The following is a 23275-nucleotide window of genomic DNA, read 5'->3' as shown; positions in this document are numbered from 1 at the left end:
CGCACACTGACAACCTAGGTTCGATGCACGAGAGCGCAACTACTCACAAGTTACGTTTAGGACAGCCTCCGTTCGGCATTCGGACCGATCTGCGGCGCAATGATGTCAGGCCGGCCCGTCCTCCGAAAGCTTGGCCAGCCTTTCTTCCTCTGCCTGCGAAAGCTCCGCATCGGCCTGACGGTTCCGCAGGCGCCCGATGAGCAGCAGAAGGCCAAAGCCGACCACGACGAACGGCGCGATCCACAGCACCAGGTTGGCCGGGTCGAAAGCGGGCCTGAGCAGCACGAACTGGCCATAGCGGTCGGTCAGGAACTGCTTGATCTCATCGTCGCTCTTCCCGGCCGCCACCTGCTCGCGCACGATCTTGCGCAGGTCCTTGGCGAGCTCGGCCTCGGAATCGTCGATCGACTCGTTCTGGCAGACCAGGCAGCGCACGTCCTGCATCAGCGCCCGGGCCCGCGCCTCCTGCGCCGGGTCCGGCAGCCGCTCGGCCGGATCGGAGGCCGCCGCCAGCAGGAAGACCCCGGCCAGGGCCGCCAAGGCGGTGCGCCAGCTCACGCCGCCTGCTCCCGCCGCTTGGGCACGCCGATCCGCAGCCTGCGGTCGGAGAGCGAGATCAGCCCGCCCAGCGCCATGATCACCGGCCCGGCGAAGATCAGCATCGCCAGCGGGTTCCAGTAGGCGCGCACCAGCCAGACCGGCTTGCCGCCCGCGTCGCGCTGCTCGCCGAGCACGATGTAGAGGTGGCTCGCGCCCCGGTCGCAGATCGCGACTTCGGACGTCGTCTGGCCGTTGGCCAGGTAGAGCCGCCGTTCCGGCTCGGCGCGGCAGACGAAGGCTCCGTTCCTGGTGGCGGTGATCACGCCGCGGTCGGCGTCGTAGTTGGGCCCCTCCACCGGGCTGACCTTTTCGAGCACCAGGTGATAGGCGCCGACGTCGAGCGTGCCGCCGAGCGGCAGGGTCTCGGCCGCCTCGGCCTTCCAGCCGGTCTCGAAACAGGCCCCGATGACGAACACGCCGAGCCCAAGGTGGGCCAGGGTCATGCCCCAGGCGCCGCGCGGCAGGCCGGTGAGGCGCCGCCAGCTCTCCGCCGCCGGGACGCGGAAGGCCCGGGTCCGCTCGGCGAGTTCGGCCAGCGCCCCGGCGATCAGCCAGGCGCCCAGCGCCAGGCCGAGCGCCCCGAACGCCTTCCGGGGGCTGACGAGGGCGTAGGTACCGAGGCCCGCCAGCACCGCCAGGGCCGCGGCCGCCCACAGCCGCTGCGCCACGCCGTGCGCGTCGCCGCGTTTCCAGGCGAGCAGCGGCCCGGCCGGGAGGATCAGGATCAGCGCCGCCATCAGCGGCGTGAAGGTCAGGTTGAAATAGGGCGGGCCGACCGAGATCGGCTCGCCGGTCACCGCCTCGCGGATCAGCGGGAACAGGGTGCCCAGGAGCACCGTCGCCGTCGCCGCGGCCAGCAGGATGTTGTTGAGCACCAGGGCGCTCTCGCGGCTCACCGGCGCGAACACCCCGCCCTGGTTCAGGCTCGGCGCCCGCCAGGCGAACAGCGAAAAGGCGCTGCCCGCCATGACGCCGAGGATGATCAGCAGCAGCACGCCGCGCTTGGGATCCACGGCGAAGGCGTGGACCGAGGTCAGCACGCCGGAGCGCACCAGGAACGCGCCCAGCATCGAGAACGAGAACGCCGCCAGGCCGAGGAACACCGTCCAGCCGGCCAGCGCCCCGCGCTTCTCGGTGACGATCGCCGAATGCAGCAGGGCCGCGGCCACCAGCCAGGGCATGAAGGAGGCGTTCTCCACCGGATCCCAGAACCACCAGCCGCCCCAGCCGAGCTCGTAGTAGGCCCAGAAGGCGCCCAGGGTGATGCCGACGGTCAGCAGGCTCCAGGCGGCCAGCGCCCAGGGCCGCACCCAGCGCGCCCAGGCGGCGTCCACCCGGCCTTCGATGAGGGCGGCGACGGCCAGGGAGAAGACCACGCTCATGCCGACGTAGCCGGCGTAGAGGAACGGCGGGTGGACGGCGAGCGCCGGGTCCTGCAGCAGCGGATTGAGCGAGCGGCCCTCCACCGGCGGCCGCGCCAGCCGGATAAGCGGGTTCGAGGCGAACACCGTGTAGGCCAGGAACACCACGCCCAGCAGGCCCTGGGTCGCCACCGCCGAGGACTTCAGGCCGCGGGGCAGGCTGCGCCCGAAGACGGCCATGGCCGCGCCATAGCCGGTCAGCGCCAGGTCCCAGAGCAGCATCGAGCCCTCGTGGCTGCCCCAGGTTCCGGCCACGCGATAGAGCAGCGGCTTCTCGGTATGCGAATTGGCCGCCACGTTGGCGACCGAGAAGTCCGACGTCACGAAGGCGTGCATCAGCACCGCGAAGGCGATCGCCACCCCGGCGAAGGAGGCCAGCGCCGCGCCCTCCCCGGCCGCCGCCAGGACGCTCGAGCGGCGCACGCGGCCGGCGGCCGAGAGCACGAACTGGGCGATGGCGAAGGCCAGGCCCAGCATCAGGGCGAAGGCGCCGAACTCCGCGATCATGGACGCTCGGCCTTCTCGTAGTCGGGCATCGCCCCGCCGCCGCGCCACTCGCCCTGCTTCTTCAGCTGGTCGGCGACCTCCCGCGGCATGTAGCGCTCGTCGTGCTTGGCCAGCACGTTCTTGGCCTCGAACACCCCGTCGTCGCGGAACGCGCCCACCGCCACCACACCTTGCCCCTCTCGGAACAGGTCCGGCAGGTCGCCCTGGAACACCACCTTGTCGGCGGCGTGCTGGTCGGCGACCGTGAACTCCACCCGCCCGTCGGGATGCTTGATCACCGAGCCCTTCTCGACCAGCCCGCCGAGCTGCACCGAGCGGCCGGGCGGCGGCTTGGCGGCCGCGGCCTGGGTCGGGGTGTAGAAGAACGAGATGGAGCCGCGCAGGCCCCAAAGGGTCAGCCCCACGGCGATCGCCAGCACCGGGGCGATGGCCAGGACCAGCATCAGGCGGCGGCGCGCCTTGGGTGACTTCGGCAACAGGCTCATTTCATCGGCTCCGCTTTCGCGGCGGCGTCCAACTGCTGGAGGATATCAGGCTGCGAGGCGTAGCGCGCGCGGGCGGCCTTCAGCGCGGCGTCGCGTTGCGCCGTCTCGCCGAGCACGGAATAGGCGCGCACCAGCCGCACCCAGCCCTGCGGGTCGTCCGGATTGGTCTTCAGCCGCTGGGCAAGGCCAGAGACCATGCCGCGGATCATCTGCATCTGGCCGCCGCTGAACGCCGGCGGCGGCGCGGCCTGGCCTTCCTTCTCGGCGATCGCCTGGACCAGGGCCTCGTGGCGGGGATCGTCGGCGGGCAGCTCGCCGAGCAGGCTCTTCCATTCGGCGAGGCCGCCGGCCTTGTCCCCCGCCTCGATGCGGGCCCGGGCGAGGTGGAAGCGGGCCACCACCGCCTTGGGATTGCGCTTCACGGTCTCACGGAAGGCCATTAACGCCTCGTCCGAGAGCTTGCCCTGGTCCTCGACCACCAGCGCCTCGCCGAGCGCCTCCCAGAGTTCGGCGCGATCGGGCGCGAGCTTCACCGCCCGGCGGGCGGCGCGCACCGCCTCGGCCGGGTTCTGCGCCGCGCCCTCGGCCAGCGTCAGGTAGCGGAAGCCCTCGGCGTCGTTCGGCCGCTCGGCGGTGAGCTTCTTCAGGACCGCCGCCAGCTCGCTGGCCGACAGCTCGGCCGGATTGGTCTTCTGCCAGGCCTTCATCCGGGCGGCGAACGGCTGGTCGGCCATGCCGGGCGCGCCCAGCGCCAGATAGATCCCGAGCGCCAGGGCCGGCGCGGCGATCACCGCCGCCAGCACGCCGATGCGCGCCTTCGGCTCCACGCGCCAGGGGCTCTTCTCGGCCTCGGCGGCGGCCAGCAGGCGGCGGCCGGCTTCGGCATGGGCGCTCTTGCGCTCCGCCTCGCCCATCAGGCCGCGCTCGGCCAGCTCGTCGATCTCGGCCAGCTGGCGGCGATAGAGAACGGGCGTGGGATCCGGGTCCTCCGACACGGAGGCGGCCCGGGCGGCGCGGCTCAGGATGAGGCCAGCCGCGGCGGCCGAGAGCACGCCGGCTGCGACCCAGAACAAGATCATGCCGGGCCGTGTAGCCGAAACCGCCTAGGCGCGCGAGTGCGTCATGGCGCGTCGAACTCGTCGAAGCCGTCGAAGCGGCTGCTGCGCACCGGATCGCCCGGTTCGTCGCCGCGATACTCGTAGGGCTCGGACTGCTGGCGCACCGCGGCGGTGCGCCGACGCACCAGCTCGGCGGCCCGTTCGTCGCGCACCAGGTGGCTGATCTCGGCGGCCACCTCCATGAAGGCGTAGCCGACGCCCTCGTCCTCGGCGTCTCCGGTGCGCAGGAGGTCGAGCAGCTCCTCGACATAGTTGTCGAGCATCTCGCCCAGGCCCTCGAGCAGCTTGCCGCGCGCCGCGGCGAAACCGCCGTAGTTGGCGCTGGCGCGCACCTCGTGGGAGAAGGTGAGCAGGGTGATCGCCCGCTTCACCGCCACCGGATCGGGCATCAGGTTCAGCTTCGGCATCTGCCGGCGGATGCGCCGCAGCTTGGGCGGCTGCGTCGGCAGGGCCGCGCGCGCGAACTTGTCGGCGCTGCGCAGGTGCGACTCGACCACCGCCGCCAGGCTCTTGCGGTGCTTGGTGATCTCGTGGCCCCAGCCGTGCTCCTTGGAGAGCTCGACGCAGGTCTCGATCTCGCTGACCAGAAAGGTGATCAGCTCCACCTGCTTGGCCGCCACGCGGCCGGCCTCGGGACCGGCGAGGGGGTCGAGCTTGGAGACCGCCTTCAGCGTGTCCTCGATCTCCTGCATCACCCGCTGGCCGAAGCCCGACATCTCGGAATCGGCGAGGTAGCGTTCGGTCGGCTTGGTCATCACCGCGGAGATGATCCGCAGCACCATCCAGGGATGGGCGAGCTGGGCCGACAGCATGTCGAAGAAGCGCGGCCCCGCGTCGTCCGCGATCGCCACGGCGTCCTTGTAGGCGAGCTTGGCGGCGGCCGTGGTGTCCTTGCCGAAGTGGGCGATCCATTCCGGCAGCTTGGGCAGGGCGCGGCGAACCACCGGCGACAGGTCCAGGCACAGGGCGAACAGCTCCGCCCCACCGGGGCGCGCCGCCTCGCAGACATCGGCGGCGATCTCGAAATCCCGGCTGGCGCGGTTGCGCAGGGCGTTGGCCGCCAGCCGCACCAGATGGTCGAACGGCTCGTTGGGGCTCTCGCCGGGGCGGTAGTCGATCATCGCCACGGCGGCGTCCGACACCGCCTCCGGCGCGGTCTCCTTCAGACCCCGCCAGACCGCCGCCAGGGCGCGGGCGGGAAAGGTCAGCCGCGCGGGGTCCTTGCCGTCGCCCACGCACATCGGGGCGATGGGCTGCAGCACGCCGTTGCGCAGGCGCCGGTCGCGCGCCTCGGCGTCCACGAGCCGGCGAACGCCCGCCAGGGCGGAGTCCTCGGAGGTCTCCGACAGCGCCGCTTCCAGCCCGCCGACCACCCGGTCGGGAGCGGATTCGACGATCTGTCGAACGATCTCGATCTTGCGCTCCGAAAGAGCGGCCATGAAGGACTCCGAGCCGCGGAGGGGCTCCGCGAACTCGAACCTTGCCGTTGTTCGGGTTAAGCTTTTCCGAAGTTAAGGAAACCGCGTTACCCAACGCGGGGTAAGTCGACCTCCAGGCGCAGGCCGCCGAGCGTGGAGTCGCTCAAGCTCAGGCTGCCGCGATAGGCCCTCGCCAGCTCGTCGATGATCGAAAGGCCGAGCCCCGAGCCCGGCGCGCTCTCGTCCAGCCGCTGGCCGCGCATCAGCGCCGCCTCGCGCTGCTCGGGCCGCAGCCCCGGGCCGTTGTCCTCCACCGTCAGGCCGAACCGCTCGGGCCCCTTGGCCGCGGCGCGCACGCGGACCTTGCCCTTGCACCACTTGCAGGCGTTCTCCATGGCGTTGCCGGCGATCTCCATCAGGTCCTGCCGCTCGCCGAGGAAATAGAGGTCCTCGTCGCAGTCCCAGTCGATCTCGACGCCCTTGTCGGTGAAGATCCGCGTCAGGGTGCGGGCCAGCTCGTCCAGCACCTCGGCCACCTCGGTGCGTTCGCCCTGGCCCTGGGTCCGCGCCGCAGCCCGCGCCCGGCGCAGGTGGTGGTCGACGTGCTGCTGCATCACCTGGGCCTGGCGCGAGACCACCTCGGCCAGCGCCCCCGGCTGCTGGCCGGCCTCGGCGATCATCACCGAGATCGGCGTCTTCAGGGCGTGCGCCAGGTTGCCGACGTGGGTCCGCTGGCGCTCCACGACCTCCTGGTTGTGGGCCATCAGGGCGTTCAGCTCCTCGGCCAGCGGGGTCAGTTCGATGGGGAACTCGCCCTCGATGCGCTCGGCCTTGCCGCGGCGCACCGCCGCCACTTCGCGCCGCAGCGCCCAGAGTGGCCGCAGGCCGACGCGCACCTGCACGATCACCGCGGCGATCAGCCCGGCGCCCAGCAGCAGGAAGGCGCCGGCCGTCCAGGCGACGAACGCCCGCACGTCGCGGTCGATGGGGGAACGGTCCTCCGCGGCGAAGAAGATCACCGGCGTCGCCCGGCCCGGATAGCTCGCCTGGCGGGCCATGGCGCGCAGCGGCTCGCCGAGCGGTCCCGGCGTCGAGAAGGTCACCGGCTGGCCGGGGTTGGCCCCGACCCGCTGGGCGAGGTCGGCGGGCGGATGCAGCTCGGAGTCCCATAGCGAACGGGAGCGGACGAGGGCGCGGATCCTGCCGTCGGGCGCCCGCTCGGCGATCTCCCAGTAGCGGCCGGAATAGGCGCGCAGCGCCCGCTCGTCGGTCAGCACCGGCGCATAGACCTGGCCCTGGTCCACCGTCGCCCCGGCGGTCAGGTTGTCGATCAGGTCCGAAAGCCCGAGGTCGAAGCGGCGCAGGGCCGCCTGCTGGAAGAGCAGGGCCAGCACCAGCGCCGAGACCACCAGCGCCGCCAGGCTCCAGCCCAGCGCCAGCAGCACCAGTCGCCGCGCGAGCGAGGGGCGGCGGAGCGCCTCGAAGGCCATGCCCTTGGCCCGCCCTAGGACGTCACGCGCCGGCCGAGCCGCCGGCCTGCTCGCCGACTTCGTTGGCCGGGCAGGTCAGGCGGTAGCCGAGCCCGCGGACCGTCTCGATCCGCTCGGCCCCGATCTTCTTGCGCACGCGGCCGATGAACACCTCGATGGTGTTGGAGTCGCGGTCGAAGTCCTGGTCGTAGAGGTGCTCGACCAGTTCGGTGCGGCTGATCACCCGGCCCTGGTGCATCATCAGATAGTGCAGCAGCCGGTACTCCAGCGAGGTGAGCCGCAGCGGCTCGCCGTTGACGCTGGCCCGCGCCGCCCGCGGATCGAGCCGCAGCCCGCCGCACGACAGGTGCGGCGCGGCATGGCCGGCCGAGCGCCGCAGCAGCGCCCGCAGGCGCGCCAGCAGCTCCTCGGTGTGGAACGGCTTGGTCAGGTAGTCGTCGGCCCCGGCGTCGAAGCCCGCGACCTTCTCGCTCCACGCGCCGCGGGCGGTGAGGATCAGCACCGGCGTCGTCATGTTCTCGCGCCGCCAGCGCTCCAGCACCGACACCCCGTCCACCTTCGGCAGGCCGAGGTCGAGGATGATCGCGTCATAGGGCTCGGTCTCGCCGAGGTACTGGGCCTCTTCCCCATCGGGGGCATGGTCCACCGCATAGCCGGCGTCGCTCAGCGCGAGCTTGAGCTGGCGCGACAGATCCGGATCGTCTTCCACAAGCAGGATGCGCAAGGTTTCCGCGTCCCTTTCGAAATTCTGGCCTAGCCGCCCTGCTGGCCGATCATCGCGCCGCTCTCGGCGTCGACCACGAAGACCACCACGCGCCCGTCTGGCTTTTGCCATTGGACGAAATAGGCGGGGCGGCCGCCCTGATCGCCCACGGTCGCGTTGAGCATCCGGCCCGGCGTCCGCGCGGCGATCATCTGGATAACGCGCGCGAGCGGGATCTGGCGTCCGGCGCGGACCGCCGCCCGCGCCTGGTCCTGATCGCCCCGACCGGCGCCGAGGGACGGGAGTCCTTCCTGCGCCCAGGCCGCGCCCGGAACCGCCAGGCCCGCCGACAGCGGAGCCGCCGTGGCGATGAGGAGCGCAGCGATGGCCATACGACACTTCATGGAGCGCACCCTTGCCCACCCGGACTGAACCCAGCCTGAATGGCTGGTTATGCCACGCTTAGGCTTTGTCTACACACGCCGCCGCGGCTGATAGGGCCGCTTCTTCTTCCATTCCTCGGCGAAGTCTTCCAGCTCCGGCCCCGGCGTATCGGGCAGGGTCACCACCAGCCGGGCGAACAGGTCGCCGCGCCGCCCGCCGGTGTCGGAGAGCCCGCGGCCCTTCAGGCGCAGTTTGGCGCCGGTGTTGGCGCCCTTCGGGATGGTCAGGGTCACCGGGCCGTCGGGCGTCGGCGCCTCGACCTTGCCGCCCAGCACTGCGTCATAGACGGTCACCGGCACGTCCATGACCAGCACCTCGCCCTCCCGGCGGTAGATCGGGTGCGGGGCGATGACCAGCTCGATGAACGCGTCGCCAGGGCCGGCGCGGCCGGGGGCGCCCTGGCCCTTCAGCCGAAGCGTCTGGCCTTCCTGGGCGCCCTTGGGAATGGTTACGTCGATGGTGCGGCCGTCGGAGAAGGCGATGCGCTTCTTCGCGCCGCGGATGGAATCCTCGATGTCGATCTCGAGCTTGGCGCGCACGTCCGAGCCGCGCTGGGAGAACGGGCCGAAGCCGCCGCCTCGGCCGCCGCCGCCGCCGCGCCCGGCCGCGCCACCGCCGCCGAACATCTCGCCGAGGATGTCGCCGAGGTCGACGCCCTCGAAGCTCTCGCGATAGCCGCCGCCGCGGCCGAAGCCGCCTGTGTCGTAGTTGCCCGCCGGCCGGGAGCCCCAGGGGCCCTGCCCGCCGCCGAAGCCGCGGAAGGTCTCGCGCCCGTCGGCGTCGATCTCGCCGGCGTCGAATTTCTTCTTCTTCTCGGCGTCGCCGATGATGTCGAAGGCCGCGCTCACCCGCTTGAACCGCTCCTCGGCTTCCTTGTCGCCGGGGTTGGTGTCGGGATGGTTCGCCTTCGCCAGCTTGCGGAAGGCCTTGCGGATCTCGTCGGCGCTCGCGGTGCGGGAGACGCCCAGCTCCTGATAGGGGTCGCGCGCCAAGCGATGGACCTCGTCTAAAAGCGCTAGAAGAACTTGGCCTTTTAGATTGGTCCGTTCGCCCTTGCACGCAAGAGCGTCTGTGGCAATTTTGCCACATACTTCAGGGGCGGCGAGCGACGCAGTTCCGATAGCTGATCAGGACCACGTTCTTGCCACCGACCTGAACCATCGCCCAGCAGCCATTGGGAGCCAAATGTTGCGGTCGGGTGATGCTGGTGACCAGGCCCTGGAAGCCAGGGACGGGTTGGCCAAGCCGGATGATCGCTTCCTTGGGGGCCGGGCAATCAGCAGGCTGTACACTCTGGCCTGTACCGAGCAGGCAATTCGAAAGCTGAGACACCTCGGCGGCAGGCATCGTCTCGCCGCCGGAAACGGCGGCCGCGCCCGCTGCGAGCGCCATCGCTACGCCGATCATCGATCTTCCCCCCTCGTGACGGACCGGAGAGCTCGCGGAGAGACCCCACCTCGTCCATGACGGTCCTAGGCCACGCGGCCGTCACGGCCAAGCTTGATCAGCCGCGCTCGTCGAGCAGATCCGCGGCGGCGAAGTCGAGAGCGTCCTCCGGATCCGCCAGCACGTCCTCGTTGATCGTCTGGCCCCGCACCGAGACGCCGGCCCGATGGACGCTCTCCGGATCGCCTGAGATCAGCGGGTGCCAGTCGGCCAGGTCGCGGCCCTCGTGCAGGCGGCGGTAGGCGCAGCTCTTGGGCATCCACTCCAGCGCCTCGATGTTGTGCGGCGTCAGCTTGATGCAGTCCGGCACGTGGCGCTTGCGGTTCGCATAGTCGGTGCAGACGCAGGCCTGCGGGTCGAAGAGCTTGCAGTGGACCCGCGTCGGGATGACCTCGCCGGTCTCCTCGTCCTCGAAGCGCACCAGGCAGCACAGGCCGCAACCGTCGCAGAGGCTCTCCCACTCCGCGGCGGTCATCTGTTCCAGGGTCTTGCGTCGCCAGAAGGGTTGGCCGGCCATGGCGGTCATCTAGTCGGGTTGCGCCGAACTCCCAAGCGGCGCCTGGCTTTCTTTTCAGTCTGGCTTTTCACTCTGGCCAACCCGCCCGCCGCCGCGCGATGCTCAAAAGAAAACGGGAGGGAAGGATGAGTCAGGGCCTCGAGGCGATCGCGCCCGCAGCCGAAGACAGCCCCGACGACATGGTCGCCGAGGTCGCCGGCGCGCCGTTCACCCCTCTCGAGACCGCCGCCGCCATCTCCCTCGGCGTCCTTGCCCTCGTCGGCGCCGGCGTGCTCGGCATGCTGCTCGCCGCCCTCGCCGACGAGCACCGCCTGACCGCCGCCGGCATCGGCCGCACCGCCATGCTGGAGGCGCTCAGCATGGGCCTGGCCACCGGCCTCGCCGGCATCCTCCTCAAGCCCCGCCGCCTTCGCCTGGTGGGCGTGGTCGCCAGCCTGCTCCTCGTGCTCGTCAATCTCGCCACCTTCCGGGCCAGCGGCGATCAGGTGCTGATCATCCGTCTCCTGGCCGGCGTGCCGGAAGGCGTGCTGCTGTGGATCGCCGTCGGCCTGATCTCGCGCACCGCCACGCCCGAGCGGTGGGCGGGCTTCATGTTCACCGGCATGGGCCTCACCCAGCTCGCCGCGGCCATGACGCTGACGGCCTACGTCCTGCCGCACTTCGGGGCCAACGGCGGCTATGCCCTGCTGGCCGCCACCGGCGTCCTCTGCGCCCTCGTCGCTCTCGTCGGGCCAAGCGAGTACGGCGCGGTCCCGGGGACCGAACAGGAGAGTTCCGGCGCGCCGCCGCTGAAGGGCTGGATCGCCCTCCTCGCCACCCTCGGCTTCTCCGGCTCGATCGCCGCCGTCGGCGTCTACCTGATCCCGCTGGCCCACGAAGCCGGACTTGCCAACGGCGCCGGCCGCACCGCAGCCTCGGCGGGCGTCGGGGCCCAGATCCTCGGCGGAATTCTCGCCACCGCCCTGGCTGGCCGGGTCCGCTACATCTGGGTCTTCGCCGGCTGTGCCGCCGCCCTGGCCCTCGCCTGGATCACCTTCGCGGTCTCGGCCCCGGCCTGGTGGTTCATCCTGGTCACCGGCCTCGCCGGCATGGCGGGCGGGACGATCGGGCCGTTCCTGGTGCCCATGACCATCGAGGCCGACCCCACGCGGCGCGCCGCCGTGCAGAGCGGCGCCACCCAGGTCCTGGCCGGCGCGCTCGGCCCCTTCCTCGCCTCCCTGGCGGTCCGCGAGGGCCACGCGCACGGCGTGCTGGTCCTCGGCGCCGTTCTCCTGGCGCTCGGCCTCGCGGTGGCGGCGGCCCTGCACGCGACGACCCATCCGGAGCCCGCCGCCGCGGCCTGATCGCGCGCGGCCTTGCGCCTTCGCCGGAAGGCTCTATCTCAGCCGGCCCATGAGACCCGCCGCCAGAGCCCCCATCCTCGCCCTGAAGGACGTCCGGCTCGCCGACGGCCCGGTCATGCTGTTCGACGGCGTCGATCTCGCGCTCGAGGCGGGCGTCCGGGCCTGCCTCGTCGGGCGCAATGGCGCTGGCAAGTCGACCCTGCTGCGCATCCTCGCCGGCCACGCCGCCCCCGACGCGGGCGAGCGCACGCTCGGCCCCGCCACCCGCATCTCCTTCGTGCCCCAGGAGCCGGCGATCGAGGGCGCCACCCTGCTCGACCACGCCACCGCCGGCGGCGCCGCGGCCCATCGCGCCGAGGCGACCCTCACCGACTTCGGCCTTGACCCGGCCAAGTCCACCCAGGGCCTTTCCGGCGGCGAGATCCGCCGCGCCGCCCTGGCCCGCGCCTTCGCCGAGGACCCCGACGTCCTCCTGCTGGACGAGCCGACCAACCACCTCGACATCCTCGCCATCGAGATCCTCGAGGCCGAGCTCGCCGACTGCCGCGCCGCGGCCCTCATCGTCAGCCACGACCGCGCCTTCCTGGAGCGGGTGACCCGCCGCTGCTTCTGGCTCGAGCAGCGCGCCGTGCGCCGCCTCGACAAGGGCTTCGGCGCCTTCGACGACTGGGCGGAGAAGATCCAGGCCCAGGCCGCCGAGGAGGCCCGCCGCCTCGACAAGGCCATCGAGCGCGAGCAGCACTGGCTCGCCCGCGGCGTCACCGCTCGGCGCGCGCGCAACGAGGGCCGCCGCCGCAAGCTGATGGCCATGCGCGACGAGCGCGCCGAGCGCCTGCGCGAGGTGCGGGGCGCGCTCTCCATGGGCGTCGCCTCCTCCGGCATGTCGGGCCAGCGGGTGATCGAGGCCAAGGCGATCACCAAGGCGTTCGGCGAGAAGACGGTGCTCAAGGCCTTCTCGACCCGCATCCTGCGCGGTGACCGGGTGGCCGTGGTCGGGCCCAACGGCGCCGGCAAGACGACCCTGGTGAAGCTGCTCCTGGGCGAACTGGCTCCCGACGCCGGCGAGGTGAAGCTCGGGACCAACCTGACGGTCGCCTACATCGACCAGTCGCGCAGCGTGCTCTCGCCCGAAATGACCTTGAAGGACGTGCTGACGCCCCAGGGCGGCGACCAGGTGCTGGTCCGCGGCCAGCCCAAGCACGTGGCGGCCTACGCCAAGGAGTTCCTGTTCACCGACGCCCAGGTGCGCCAGCCGGTGAAGAGCCTCTCCGGCGGCGAGCGCAATCGCCTGCTGCTGGCCCGCGCCCTGGCCCAGCCGTCGAACGTCATGGTCCTCGACGAGCCGACCAACGACCTCGACATGGAGACCCTCGACGTCCTCGAGGACCTGCTGGCCGACTACGACGGCACCCTGATCCTGGTCAGCCACGACCGCGACTTCATCGATCGCCTGGCCACCTCGACCATCGGCCTCGACGGCACGGGCCGGGCGGTGGAGACGCCGGGCGGCTGGCAGGACTTCATGCGCCAGAACCCTGGCTTCTTCGGCCGTCCGGCCCTCGCGTCGCCGCCGGCGAAGGCCGCCGCGCCGAAGCCAGCCGCCCCGCCGGCCGCGGCGACCAAGCTCTCCAACAAGGAGCAGCGGCGCCTCGCCGAGCTCGACGGCCTGATCCACGACCTGCCGGGCAAGATCGCCACCCTCGAAAAGGCGCTCGCCGACCCCGAGCTCTACAGCCGCGATCCGGCCGCCTTCGACCGTTTCAGCCGGGCGCTGGACGTGGCTCAGGGACAGCTCGCGGCCGCCGAGGAGGAATGGCTCGAACTGGAAGCCCGGCGCGAGGCGCTGGAGGCCGGGCGCTGAGCGGCGCGGCTTTCCTGTGGATAAATCGAGCGCTTTGAATTTTCAGGAGAAACAGCCCGCCATCCGCCAATCGTTAACAGTTCATTCACACTGTTTTGACGGCTTCCCCACACCGGGGCGAGGTCGGGCGCTTGCCTCATAACGGGTTCGGTGGGAACGTCAAGTCGCCGAGAGGAACTGCGGCGCAGGGCGGAGCGGGAAACCGATCCAAACAAGCGAGCGGAGGTTTCTTCGAAGGGTGCAGAACCGGGGCGACCCGGAACTCGCCTGGAAGGGAAACCCGGATGCGACTGAAAACCAGCGGGGCGACCCGCGAACCGAAATCGCACCTGGCCTATCGACGCAGATCCCCCAACGGATCTGTATGAGAGGGCGACGCAGCGGGAAACCGATGCGCCGCCCTCTTGCTATTTGGGCGCTCTTCCAAGCGCCGCCGGACCGCCCTACCCTCCGCCGCTTCGACGTCGTGGGGGATCTCGTCCATGAAAGCTCTGCGCCCGGCCCTGCTGGCCGCCATCGGCCTGCTCGCCGCCTGTTCGCCGCAGAAGAAGGAGGCCGCGCCGGGCCCCGGCCAGCGCACCGCTATCCGCTTCGCCACCGACTGGCGGGCCGAGGCCGAGCACGGCGGGTTCTACGAGGCGCTCGCCGAGGGCGAATACGCCAAGCGCGGGCTCGACGTGACCCTGATCCAGGGCGGCCCCGGCGTGAACGTCTCCCAGCTCGTCGCCTCCGGCGCGGTGGAGATGGGCGACGGCTCCAACTCCTTCCTGGTGATGAACCTCGCCCGCCAGAAGGTCCCGGTGAAGGCGGTCGCCGCCTTCATGCAGAAGGACCCGCAGGTCCTCATCGTCCACCCCGACCAGGGCATCAATTCGATCGCCGACCTCAGGGGCCACCCGATCCTGCTCTCGGACGCCGCCATCGGCGACTTCTGGGTCTGGCTGAAGGCGAAGTTCGGCTTCAAGGACGAGCAGGTGCGCAAGTACACCTTCAATTCCGCGCCGTTCCTGGCCGACAAGCGCGTCGCCCAGCAGGGCTACCTGACGTCCGAACCCTACACCATCGAGAAGCAGTCGGGCCTCAGGCCCAAGGTCTTCCTGCTGGCCGACGAGGGCTATCCCGGCTACGCGGCCATGGTGCTCGCCTCCGACAAGCTGATCGCCTCCAACCCCGCCGCGGTGAAGGCCTTCGTCGAGGCTTCGGCCAAGGGCTGGCGCGACTACCTCTACGGTGATCCCAAGCCCGCCGACGCCCTGATCATGAAGGACAATCCGGAGATGACGGCCGACGTGCTGGCCCAGGCGCGCGAGAAGATGAAGGCCTATGGCATCGTCGACGGGGCCGAGGCCAAGACGCTCGGCGTCGGGGCGATGACCGACGCCCGCTGGAAAAGCTTCTTCGACATGGCGTCCGGCGCCGGCGTCTATCCCAAGGACATGGGCTACAAGGCCGCCTACACCCTGCAGTTCCTGCCCGCGCCGACCGCCGCCAAATGACCGTCGCCGCCCTCGCCGAGGTGGAGGTGGACTATGCGCGCGGCCGCGCGCTGGGTCCGTTCACCCTCAACATCCGCGAGAGCGAGATCGTGGCGCTCGTCGGCCCCTCGGGCTGTGGCAAGTCGACGGCGCTGCGCCTGCTCGCGGGGCTCGAACAGCCGACCTGCGGCACGGTCCGCCGCTCGCCGGAGCGCGGCGAGACGGCGGTGGTCTTCCAGGCGCCGACCCTGGCGCCCTGGCTCAGCGCCCGGGCCAACGTCTCCCTGCCGCTCGAGCTCGGCGGAGTGCGGCCCGAGGAGGCCCGTCGCCGCGCCGCCGACGCGCTCGCCCGCGTCGGCCTCGCCGGCGCCGAGACGGCCCGTCCGGCCCAGCTCTCCGGCGGCATGGCCATGCGCGTCTCCCTGGCGCGCGCCCTCGTCACCGAGCCGCGCCTGCTGCTCCTGGACGAGCCCTTCGCCGCCCTCGACGAGATCACCCGCCGGGCGCTCGCCGACGACATCCAGAAGCTCTGGCAGGGCCTGCAGCCGGCGATCGTCTTCGTCACCCACAACGTCGAGGAGGCCGTCTACATGGCCTCCCGCGTCATCGTCATGAGCAACGGCCCCGGGCGCATCGTGGCCGAGGTCGGGGTGGAGGGCCCCCTCCCGCGTCCGGCCGGCTTCCGCACCACCGTCGGCTTCCGCCGCACCGTCGAGGCGGTCTCCAAGGCCCTCGCCGAAGGCATGGCGGCATGAGGCGCATCGCCGAGGCCATCGCCCCCTGGGCGCTGATCGCCCTGCTGCTCGGGGGCTGGGAAGTCGCCTGCCGAGCCCTGCAGGTCCCGCCCTACTTCCTGCCGGCGCCGTCCCAGGTGGCCGAGGCCCTGGCCGCCAACCTGCCGACCCTGGCCGCCGCCTCCTGGCGGACCCTGTCCGTCGCCCTGATCGCGCTCGTCGTCGCCAGCCTGATCGCCCAGGCGCTCGCCGTCCTCGTCGCCCTGAGCCCGATCCTCGACCGGGCCATCCGCCCGCTCGCCTCGGTGATCCAGGTGACGCCGGTGGTCGCCATCGCCCCGCTGTTCCTCATCTGGGCGGGGCTCGACCATCCGGGGCGCGCGCTCGTCGCCCTGGCCGTCGTCGTCGCCTTCTTCCCGATCTTCTCCGGGGCGGTGGCGGGCCTGCGCTCGGCGGATCCCGACCTCGAGCGGCTCTTCGAGCTCTATGGCGCCAGCCGCTGGCAGCGGGTCACCCGCCTGCGTCTGCCGTCCGCGGTGCCCTTCCTGCTGGAGGGCCACAAGGTCGGCGCGGGGCTGGCGATCATCGGCGCCGTGGTGGCCGAGTTCGGCGCCGGGTCCGGCGGCGTGCGCGGCCTCGCCTGGCAGATCCTCGACGCCGGCAACAAGCTGCAGACCGACCGGATGATCGCCGCCCTGGTGGTGCTCGGCTTGATGGGCGTGGTGCTGCACACGCTCCTCGAAGCGCTTCAGCGGGCCGGCCTCAGGTGGTGGCGCGGCCGATAGCCCCGCTCAGGGCTTCACCGGCGTCAGCTCATAGCGCACCGGCACCCGGACCTTCGCGCCCACCAGCGGCACGCCGCTGGCCGACAGCAGCCCGACCCTGATCTTGGGCGCGAGCGCCAGCGCCCCGGCCCCGTAACCCTGGCCGGCCGGCGTCTCGCTCTCCACGCCGCAGCCGCTCAGCGCGCCGCCGTCGGCCACGTCGCAGAGCAGCACCACCTTGACCTGGTTCACCCCGTTCTCCGCCTTCGGGAACGTCGCCTGGAAGTCGGCCGCGCTCGGCGTCGCCATCCACACCGGATCGGGCGCCACATAGGGCGCATGGCCGGCCAGCTGGGCCGGGAAGGCGATGTCGACCTCCACCTCGGCGTTCGACGCGACGCCCGCCCCGCGCGCCACCTTCAGGCGCGTCGCCAGGTCCCGCGCCGCCTGTCCGAGCCGGTAGCCCGCCGGGCTTTCGTTGAGGATCTCGCAATTGCGCAGGGCGCGGCTGTAGGAGACCGTGCAGGTCAGCTTCGCCCCGCCCGCCACACCCGCGGCCTTCGCCTTGGCCGGATAGACCACAGCCGCCTCGGCATAGGTCGGGGCGTCGCTCCAGGCGGTCACGCCCTGCGCGGCCGCGGCTCCCGCCGTCGCCGCCAAGATCATTCCGGCCAATACAACGAATGGTCGAACGCGCATCCGACATCCCCTCCAGCTGGAGGGAGCTTGGCAGATGGGCGCGGCTCCGAGAAGTGGGCCGCGGACGCCCTCTGCTCAGTGCGGGGTGCGCGAGGTCGTGGTCACGCCCGCCATCCGCTCAAGGGCGTCGGCCGCCAGGCGGCTGAGCGAGGCCAGCCCCTGCTCGGCGAAGACGTCGAGGGCGGCGTCGAGCGCCATCACCGCCGCGGCGCGTCGGCCGCGGTCCTCGCCGGTGATGTCCATCCGCGCCTCGTAGATCCTGGCCAGGTGCAGCTGGGCCAGCGCCCAGCCGACCGGATCCTTGCGCGCCTGCATGCCCGTGAGCTCGGTCTTCATCGCCGCCTCGGCGACGTCGAGCACGGCGAGATCGCCGGTGATCTCCGCCTGGCGGGCGAGGCACACGGCCCGGGCGCCGGCGGCCAGGCCGCGCAGCGGACTGCCGGACAGCTCCTTCAGCACCAGGCTCGCCCGGTCGTAGCAGGTCACCGCCTGCTCGTAGGCGCGCGGCTCGGCGCTGGCCTCGCCCAGGCCCTGCAGCGCCTGGCCGAGCGCCACCTGGGCGCGCGCCCAGTCCAGCGGGCTGTGGTCGCGGGAAATCTGGTCGAGGGCGGCGGCGAGCGCGGTCGCGCCGCCGGCGACCATGTCCACGTCGCCGAGCATCTCGCCCCACAAGGTCAGCACCTGGCCGCGAAGCAGCTCGGCGCGCGCCCAGGTCAGGGGCTCGTAGGCCGGGTCGAGCCGCGAGGCGGCGAGCGCGGCGTCGTCCAGGGCGGCGCGGAACAGGCTCTCGTCCTTCAGCCGCGCGGCCCAGCCGCAGATCAGGTCGGCGCGGCCGATGCGCGCCTCGGCGGCCATGACGCGGGCCGAGGGCAGCCGGCGGCTCAGCGCCTCGAGGGCGGCGATCGGGGCGGCGAACTGGGCGGCGGCGGCGCGCGCGGCCCCGGCGTCGCCGCGCGAGACCTCGCGGCGGGCTTCGATCAGCGCCAGGCCGATGTCGGCGAGCGGCTGGACCAGGGCGCCGCGCGCCGCGCCGCGGGCTTCGCGGAAGGCCACCTCGGCGGCCGCGTCGAGCCCGGTGTCTCCGAACAGGTCCGAGCCCAGCAGGGCGCAGGCCGCCTGCTCGGCGCGGGCGCGGGCCCAGCCCTCGTGGCGGCGGGCGGCCTGGAAGGCGGCGGCCGCGGATTCGGCCGACTGCGCGGCCTTGCGCAGGGTGGCGGCGTCGCCGGTGCGCCGGGCGACCTCGCGCCAGACCACCGCCGCTTCGAGGCGCTTCTGGGCGCGGTCCTTGGCGCTGATCCGGCCGGCGGCCACGTCGGCCGCCTTGCCTTCCTGGCGCAGCAGGTTGAGGTCGAGGAGTTCGAGGAGGGTGGCGTCGCCGCCGGTCAGGCCGTCCTGGCCCGGCTTCAGCCGCTCGGGGCTCAGCCGCCGCAAGATCTCACGCCCCAACTCGAACATCGCGCCGCTCCGACTGGGCGTCCGTCCCGGGATGAGACGGTCCGCCAGCGTCCTGAACGACCTCAGCAAAGCCGGAGCCGACGGCCTTAACAAGTCCTTAACGTGCCTCTTATGGTTAACCCGTCCTTAATTCCTAAAGGCGCGGGGCGAGGCTCCGTTCCGAGGCGCCCGGGTCAGGCGCGTTCCTTGGACCGCTCGAAGCGCACCTTCGGGAAGCGCTCGGACACGTAGCCGATCTCCCAGGACGACTTGGCGAGGAACACCGGCTGCTCGTCGATGTCGGTCGCCATGGCCGCGCGGTGCTTGCCCATGAAGTCCTCGAGATCGGCCTTCTCCCCGCCGAGCCAGCGGGCCTCCGCATAGGGGCTCGGCTCGAAGATCACCTCGAGCTGGTATTCGTTGGCCAGGCGGTCGGCCATGACCTCGAACTGCAGCTGGCCCACCGCGCCGACGATGAAGTCGGCCCCGATGCTCGGCCGGAAGAGCTGGGTCACGCCCTCTTCGGCGAGGCCCTCCAGCGCCTTCTTCAGGTGCTTGGCCTTGAGCGGATCCTTGACCCGCACGCGCTGCAGGATTTCGGGCGCGAAGTTGGGCAGGCCGGCGAAGCGCAGGGTCCCGGTCTCCGACAGGCTGTCGCCGACCCGCAGCACGCCGTGGTTGGGGATGCCGATCACATCGCCCGCGTAGGCCTCCTCGGCCAGCTCCCGGTCGGAGGCGAAGAACATCACCGGCGCGTTGACGCTGAGCTGGCGGCCGGTGTTCTGCACCTTCAGCTTCATGCCGCGGCTGAACTTGCCCGAGGTCAGGCGCAGGAAGGCGATGCGGTCCCGGTGGTTGGGATCCATGTTCGCCTGGATCTTGAAGATGAAGCCGGAGACCTCCTTGTCGCCCGGCTGCACATCGACCGACTCCCCGTTCTTGGTCGCGGAGACCGCCTTGGGCGGCGGCGCATAGGCCCCCAGGCCCTCCAGCAGCTGGTCGACGCCGAAATGGCGCAGGGCCGAGCCGAAGAACACCGGCGTCATGTGCCCTTCCAGGAAGGACTGCACGTCGAACGGCTTGGAGGCCTCCTGCACCAGCATGGCGCCCTCTTCCACCTCGGCCTGCTCGGCCTCGTCGAGGAAGCCAGCCAGCGAATTGCCCTTCAGTGACACCGCCTCCGGATGGCCCTCCTCGTCGTCCGATCCCCTCTTGCGGAACGGCACGAACATCTCCCGGCGCAGGTCGATCATGCCCTTAAAGCGGCCGCCCGACCCGGCCGGCCAGTAGAGCGGCGCCGGGTCGAGCGCCAGCTTGGAGCCGATCTCGTCGAGCAGGGCGAAGGGATCCTGCGCCTCGCGGTCCATCTTGTTGATGAAGGTCAGGATCGGGATGTCGCGCAGGCGGCAGACCTCGAACAGCTTCAGAGTCTGCGGCTCGATGCCCTTGGCGGCGTCCAGCACCATCACCGCGGCGTCGGCCGCCGTCAGCGTCCGGTAGGTGTCTTCCGAGAAGTCCTCGTGGCCCGGCGTGTCCAGGAGGTTGAACATCTTGCCATCGTGGTCGAACGTCATCACCGAGGCGGAGACGGAGATCCCCCGCTCGCGCTCGATCTTCATCCAGTCCGACCGGGTGCGGCGGTTCTCGCCGCGGGCGCGCACGGCGCCGGCGGCCCGGATCGCCCCGCCGGCCAGCAGCAGGTTCTCGGTCAGGGTCGTCTTGCCGGCGTCCGGGTGCGAGATGATCGCGAAGGTGCGCCGCCGCGCCGCCTGATCGGCGAGTCCGAGGCGAGGGTTGGCGATGTCGGCGGGCGGGGAAGAGCTCATGGGCGCGGCACGTAGCGTGCGCGCCCGGGTTTCGCAAACCCGTGCGGCGATCAGCCCGCCGGAAGATTGAGCTGCCAGGAGACTCCGAACCGGTCGCTCACCCAGCCGAACTTCTTCGAGAAGCCGTAGTCGCCGAGCGGCATCATCGCCCCGCCGCCCTCCACCAGCGCCGCATACAGCCGATCGATCTCGGCCTCGTCCCGGCAGTCGACGAACAGAGAGAAGGATGGCGTGAAGGTGAAGGCGTGGACCGGCGGGCTGTCGAAGGCGCGGAACTCGCGGCCCGCCAGGGTGAAGGTCGCCTGCTGGACCTGGCCTTCCGGCGCCTGGCCGCCCGGTCCCCAGCGGGTCAGGCTGGTGATGGCCGCGTCCGGCAGCAGCGAGACATAGAAGGTCAGCGCCTGCTCACAGGCGCCCTGGAACATCAGGAAGGGCGTCACGGTGGTCATGGGCGCAGGAAAACACGCTTAGCGTGTCATCGCCAGGATGCGTTGTGGGGCCGCCTCGGCCCGCAGTTGGGCGAGGGTGCATTGCCGCGGCGCCTTGTCCGGGCGGAAGCGGATCAGCTTGGTCCCGTGCCGGAAGCGGTCGCCGGTCACGTGGTCGTAGCGCACCTCGACCACCAGCTCCGGCTTCAGGGGCGTCCATTCGGTGGATCGGCCGTTCGACCAGCGGCTCGGCCCGCCCGGCTTGTCGCCGGTGAACCCCTCGCCGCCGGCCAGGGCCTCCAGCCGCTTGGTCAGGGCGGGGCGCTCGGCGTCTGAGATGGTCGAGGTGAAGCCCACGTGGTCGAGCCGCCCCTCCTCGTCGTAGAGGCCGAGCAGCAGGGAGCCGACCTCCCGGCTTCCCTGCTCATAGCGGAACCCGCCGACCACGCACTCGGCGGTGCGCATGCGCTTGATCTTCAGCATCGCGCGCTCGCCCGGCGCGTAGGGGCCGTCCAGCCGCTTGGCGACGACCCCATCCAGCGCCGAGCCCACCTCGCGCAGCCACTGGCGCGCCTGCTCCGTATCCTCGGTCACCGGCGACAGGCTGAGCCGCTCCGGCCTCTCGAACCGCGCGAACAGCGCCTCCAGTTCGCTGCGCCGGCGGCGGAGCGGCTCGGCCACCAGGGAGCGGCCCTCGGCATCCAGCAGGCAGTCGAACAGCACCAGCGAGGCCGGGGTCTCGGCCGCCAGCTTCCTCACCCGGCTCTCGGCCGGATGCAGCCGCAGCTGGAGGGCGTCGAACGACAGCTTGCCGTTGACGGCGATGGTCAGCTCGCCGTCGACGACGAAACGCGCCACCGGCAGCGACTTCAGCAGCGCCACCACGTCCGGGAAATAGCGGCCGAGCGGCTTGCCGGACTTGGCCTTCAGCTCCACCTCGTCGCCGGCCCGGAACGCCAGGCAGCGGAAGCCGTCCCACTTGGGCTCGTAGCGCCAGCCGGCCTCCGTCGGGATCTCCTCGACGAGCTTGGCCTCCATAGGCGCCAGGTCCAGCGGCACGGCGAGGTCGGCCAGATGGCGATGCGAAGCACGCATGGCCCCGAAGCGCCTTTCGCCTCAGCTGCGTTCCACCGGCTCGGTCAGGAAATGGCGGCCCTGCTTGTCCTCCACCTCCACCACCCAGATGTCCGGGTCGATCTTCACCGACCGCTCGATATAGCGGTCGAGGTCCGGCTCCTCCGTGGAGGGCTGCGGCTGCATCCACACCCGCTCGCCGTCCATCCGCGTCGCCTCGGAATAGAGCCGCGCCGTGCCGTCGGTCCGGTTGAGCACCTTGACCAGAACCGAGCCGGCGCGCGCGTCGCCCTTGCGCGCGACCACGGCGAAGGCTCCGCCCAACTCGGCCCGGCGGATCAGGGCGGCGACCCAGATGTCGGTGGAAAGCAGCATCGCGGCGGAACATGCGCAGAGCCGGCCGGCCCTGTCATCCGGCCCCTCGTCATCCGGCCTCTCGCCGTCGCTAACCCTCCGGAAACCCGCAGCCGTTACTGATGGCTCCAAGGCCCAGGAATTCAATTGGGTCGGATCTGAACGACGACGGTGATGGACTAGGACGCATGAAGAGCACGCGCATCAATGCGCGGCCGGCGTCTCGGTGGATGGGGTTGTTGGGTGTGGCGCTGGCCGCCGCGCCCGGGCTCGCGCACGCGCGGCCGCTGGACCTGTTCTACGAGCGTACGGTCATGACCGCCGCGGGCAGCCGATGCGGCCTGTTCACGCCCGACCTCGCCCGCGCCCTCGCCGCCGCGGCGGCCCAGGCCCGTGGCGCGGCCCTGCGCGCCGGCGCGAGCGCCGAGGAGATCGCCCAGACCGAGCGCATCGCCCGGGGCCGCGCCGCCGGGGCCGACTGCCGCTCGAAGGACGTCACCGTCGCCGCCGACCGCGTGCGCCAGGCCTTCGCCGGCTTCTCCCGCGTCAACCGCATCGCCTATCCGGGGGACGTCGCCGGCTGGCAGGCGGACCGCTACGTCAGCGCCGCCAATCCCTGGCGGCTGAAGCAGGACACCGCCTTCGGCGCCGATCGCATGAGCTTCGGCCTGGCCGGGCGCGAGGATGCGCCGGCCCTGCTCGCCGTGGGCCGCTTCGCCGACGGCGCCCAGCCCTACGCCGCGCGCTTGGTCATGCGCGACGAGGGCCGCAGCGCGGGTCCCTATCTGCAGCGCGTCTCCCTCGGCGCCACCACCGGCCTGCCGCTGGCCCGGCGCATGCCGCCGCCGGCCGCCCTCACCAGCGTCATGGCCGAGGCCCGCCAGCCGGCCGGCCGCGACCTGCTGCCGAAGGACCAGGCGGGCAAGGCGCCGGCCTGGGCTTTCCGCTTCCCCGCCCCGGCCGCCCGCGCGCTCGCCGCCCTCGACCCTCGCGAGGCGATCGCCGTCGACTTCCTGTTCCCCGGCGACCGCGTGCGGCGCGCCTACGTGGAGGTGGGCGACTTCGCGGCCGGCCGCGCCTTCGTCCAGATGACCGCCCGCTAGCCGCCGCACGTTGCGCCGATGCGGGCGCGCG

At 71.7% G+C, this 23275-nt stretch carries 23 protein-coding genes; 6 read left to right on the top strand and 17 right to left on the bottom strand.

Annotation, left to right across the window (positions count from 1 at the left end; translation table 11 throughout):
- Positions 1 to 105: 105 nt before the first annotated feature.
- The 11 genes from DJ017_RS08145 to DJ017_RS08100 form a co-directional block, all read right to left on the bottom strand.
- Entirely contained in the window at positions 106 to 558 is a 453-nt protein-coding gene (locus tag DJ017_RS08145; RefSeq protein WP_111528245.1) for a cytochrome c-type biogenesis protein, read from the bottom strand.
- Positions 555 to 2528: a heme lyase CcmF/NrfE family subunit gene (locus tag DJ017_RS08140; protein WP_111528244.1), complete on the bottom strand. Its 1974-nt coding sequence runs from the start codon at positions 2526 to 2528 to the stop codon at positions 555 to 557. Before DJ017_RS08140 ends, DJ017_RS08145 begins: the two co-directional genes overlap by 4 nt.
- Complete coding sequence (ccmE, locus tag DJ017_RS08135; protein ID WP_111528243.1) at positions 2525 to 3013, bottom strand: cytochrome c maturation protein CcmE; 489 nt, start codon at positions 3011 to 3013, stop codon at positions 2525 to 2527. The genes DJ017_RS08140 and ccmE overlap by 4 nt, the downstream gene beginning before the upstream one ends.
- A complete protein-coding gene (gene ccmI, locus DJ017_RS08130) occupies positions 3010 to 4092 on the bottom strand; it encodes a c-type cytochrome biogenesis protein CcmI (protein ID WP_111528242.1) in 1083 nt (360 codons plus the stop codon). Before ccmI ends, ccmE begins: the two co-directional genes overlap by 4 nt.
- A gap of 41 nt (positions 4093 to 4133) precedes the next feature.
- Positions 4134 to 5570 (bottom strand): hypothetical protein, encoded by a 1437-nt coding sequence (locus DJ017_RS08125; RefSeq protein WP_111528241.1) that lies wholly within the window; start codon positions 5568 to 5570, stop codon positions 4134 to 4136.
- Positions 5571 to 5656: 86 nt separating this feature from the next.
- Positions 5657 to 7039 (bottom strand): ATP-binding protein, encoded by a 1383-nt coding sequence (locus DJ017_RS08120; protein ID WP_111528240.1) that lies wholly within the window; start codon positions 7037 to 7039, stop codon positions 5657 to 5659.
- A gap of 22 nt (positions 7040 to 7061) precedes the next feature.
- On the bottom strand, positions 7062 to 7763 hold the full coding sequence (locus DJ017_RS08115) for a response regulator transcription factor (RefSeq protein ID WP_111528239.1): 702 nt from the start codon (positions 7761 to 7763) through the stop codon (positions 7062 to 7064).
- A gap of 29 nt (positions 7764 to 7792) precedes the next feature.
- Positions 7793 to 8146, bottom strand: a complete 354-nt coding sequence (locus DJ017_RS08110; RefSeq protein ID WP_227000070.1) for a PepSY domain-containing protein — start codon at positions 8144 to 8146, stop codon at positions 7793 to 7795.
- 69 nt (positions 8147 to 8215) lie between these two features.
- Positions 8216 to 9178, bottom strand: a complete 963-nt coding sequence (locus tag DJ017_RS08105) for a DnaJ C-terminal domain-containing protein (RefSeq protein WP_111528237.1) — start codon at positions 9176 to 9178, stop codon at positions 8216 to 8218.
- Positions 9179 to 9278: 100 nt separating this feature from the next.
- Positions 9279 to 9593, bottom strand: coding sequence for a hypothetical protein (locus DJ017_RS20065; RefSeq protein ID WP_133255413.1), 315 nt, complete (start codon positions 9591 to 9593; stop codon positions 9279 to 9281).
- A 97-nt stretch (positions 9594 to 9690) separates the two neighbouring features.
- The gene (locus DJ017_RS08100) at positions 9691 to 10149 is read right to left on the bottom strand and encodes a YcgN family cysteine cluster protein (RefSeq protein ID WP_111530018.1); all 459 of its coding nucleotides are present in this window, start codon (positions 10147 to 10149) and stop codon (positions 9691 to 9693) included.
- Between the two features lie 125 nt (positions 10150 to 10274).
- On the opposite strand from DJ017_RS08100, the gene DJ017_RS08095 reads away from it, so the two are divergent.
- The 5 genes from DJ017_RS08095 to DJ017_RS08075 all read left to right on the top strand — a co-directional run bounded on the left by DJ017_RS08095 (position 10275) and on the right by DJ017_RS08075 (position 16347).
- Positions 10275 to 11492 carry an MFS transporter gene (locus DJ017_RS08095; protein WP_165830565.1) on the top strand — a complete coding sequence of 406 codons (1218 nt, stop codon included), beginning with the start codon at positions 10275 to 10277 and terminating at the stop codon, positions 11490 to 11492.
- A 49-nt stretch (positions 11493 to 11541) separates the two neighbouring features.
- The gene (locus DJ017_RS08090) at positions 11542 to 13353 is read left to right on the top strand and encodes an ABC-F family ATP-binding cassette domain-containing protein (RefSeq protein ID WP_111528235.1); all 1812 of its coding nucleotides are present in this window, start codon (positions 11542 to 11544) and stop codon (positions 13351 to 13353) included.
- 482 nt (positions 13354 to 13835) lie between these two features.
- The gene (locus DJ017_RS08085; protein WP_111528234.1) at positions 13836 to 14849 is read left to right on the top strand and encodes an ABC transporter substrate-binding protein; all 1014 of its coding nucleotides are present in this window, start codon (positions 13836 to 13838) and stop codon (positions 14847 to 14849) included.
- Positions 14846 to 15583, top strand: a complete 738-nt coding sequence (locus DJ017_RS08080; RefSeq protein WP_111528233.1) for an ABC transporter ATP-binding protein — start codon at positions 14846 to 14848, stop codon at positions 15581 to 15583. The genes DJ017_RS08085 and DJ017_RS08080 overlap by 4 nt, the downstream gene beginning before the upstream one ends.
- Positions 15580 to 16347 (top strand): ABC transporter permease, encoded by a 768-nt coding sequence (locus DJ017_RS08075; protein WP_111528232.1) that lies wholly within the window; start codon positions 15580 to 15582, stop codon positions 16345 to 16347. Before DJ017_RS08080 ends, DJ017_RS08075 begins: the two co-directional genes overlap by 4 nt.
- A gap of 6 nt (positions 16348 to 16353) precedes the next feature.
- On the opposite strand, the gene DJ017_RS08070 is transcribed toward DJ017_RS08075, so the two are convergent.
- The 6 genes from DJ017_RS08070 to DJ017_RS08045 all read right to left on the bottom strand — a co-directional run bounded on the left by DJ017_RS08070 (position 16354) and on the right by DJ017_RS08045 (position 22162).
- The gene (locus DJ017_RS08070) at positions 16354 to 16992 is read right to left on the bottom strand and encodes an energy transducer TonB (protein ID WP_165830564.1); all 639 of its coding nucleotides are present in this window, start codon (positions 16990 to 16992) and stop codon (positions 16354 to 16356) included.
- A gap of 108 nt (positions 16993 to 17100) precedes the next feature.
- Complete coding sequence (locus tag DJ017_RS08065; protein ID WP_111528230.1) at positions 17101 to 18480, bottom strand: hypothetical protein; 1380 nt, start codon at positions 18478 to 18480, stop codon at positions 17101 to 17103.
- Between the two features lie 173 nt (positions 18481 to 18653).
- Positions 18654 to 20285 (bottom strand): peptide chain release factor 3, encoded by a 1632-nt coding sequence (locus DJ017_RS08060; protein WP_111528229.1) that lies wholly within the window; start codon positions 20283 to 20285, stop codon positions 18654 to 18656.
- A gap of 50 nt (positions 20286 to 20335) precedes the next feature.
- Positions 20336 to 20734: a VOC family protein gene (locus DJ017_RS08055; protein WP_111528228.1), complete on the bottom strand. Its 399-nt coding sequence runs from the start codon at positions 20732 to 20734 to the stop codon at positions 20336 to 20338.
- Between the two features lie 18 nt (positions 20735 to 20752).
- Entirely contained in the window at positions 20753 to 21808 is a 1056-nt protein-coding gene (locus tag DJ017_RS08050) for an ATP-dependent DNA ligase (protein WP_111528227.1), read from the bottom strand.
- Positions 21809 to 21829: 21 nt separating this feature from the next.
- Positions 21830 to 22162, bottom strand: coding sequence for a DUF1491 family protein (locus DJ017_RS08045; RefSeq protein WP_111528226.1), 333 nt, complete (start codon positions 22160 to 22162; stop codon positions 21830 to 21832).
- A gap of 209 nt (positions 22163 to 22371) precedes the next feature.
- On the opposite strand from DJ017_RS08045, the gene DJ017_RS08040 reads away from it, so the two are divergent.
- Positions 22372 to 23244, top strand: a complete 873-nt coding sequence (locus DJ017_RS08040) for a hypothetical protein (RefSeq protein WP_227000069.1) — start codon at positions 22372 to 22374, stop codon at positions 23242 to 23244.
- Positions 23245 to 23275 lie beyond the last annotated feature (31 nt).

It is taken from the genome of Phenylobacterium soli, assembly GCF_003254475.1.
Classification (GTDB): Bacteria; Pseudomonadota; Alphaproteobacteria; order Caulobacterales; family Caulobacteraceae; genus Phenylobacterium; species Phenylobacterium soli.
This window is presented reverse-complemented; position numbering and strand designations above follow the sequence as displayed.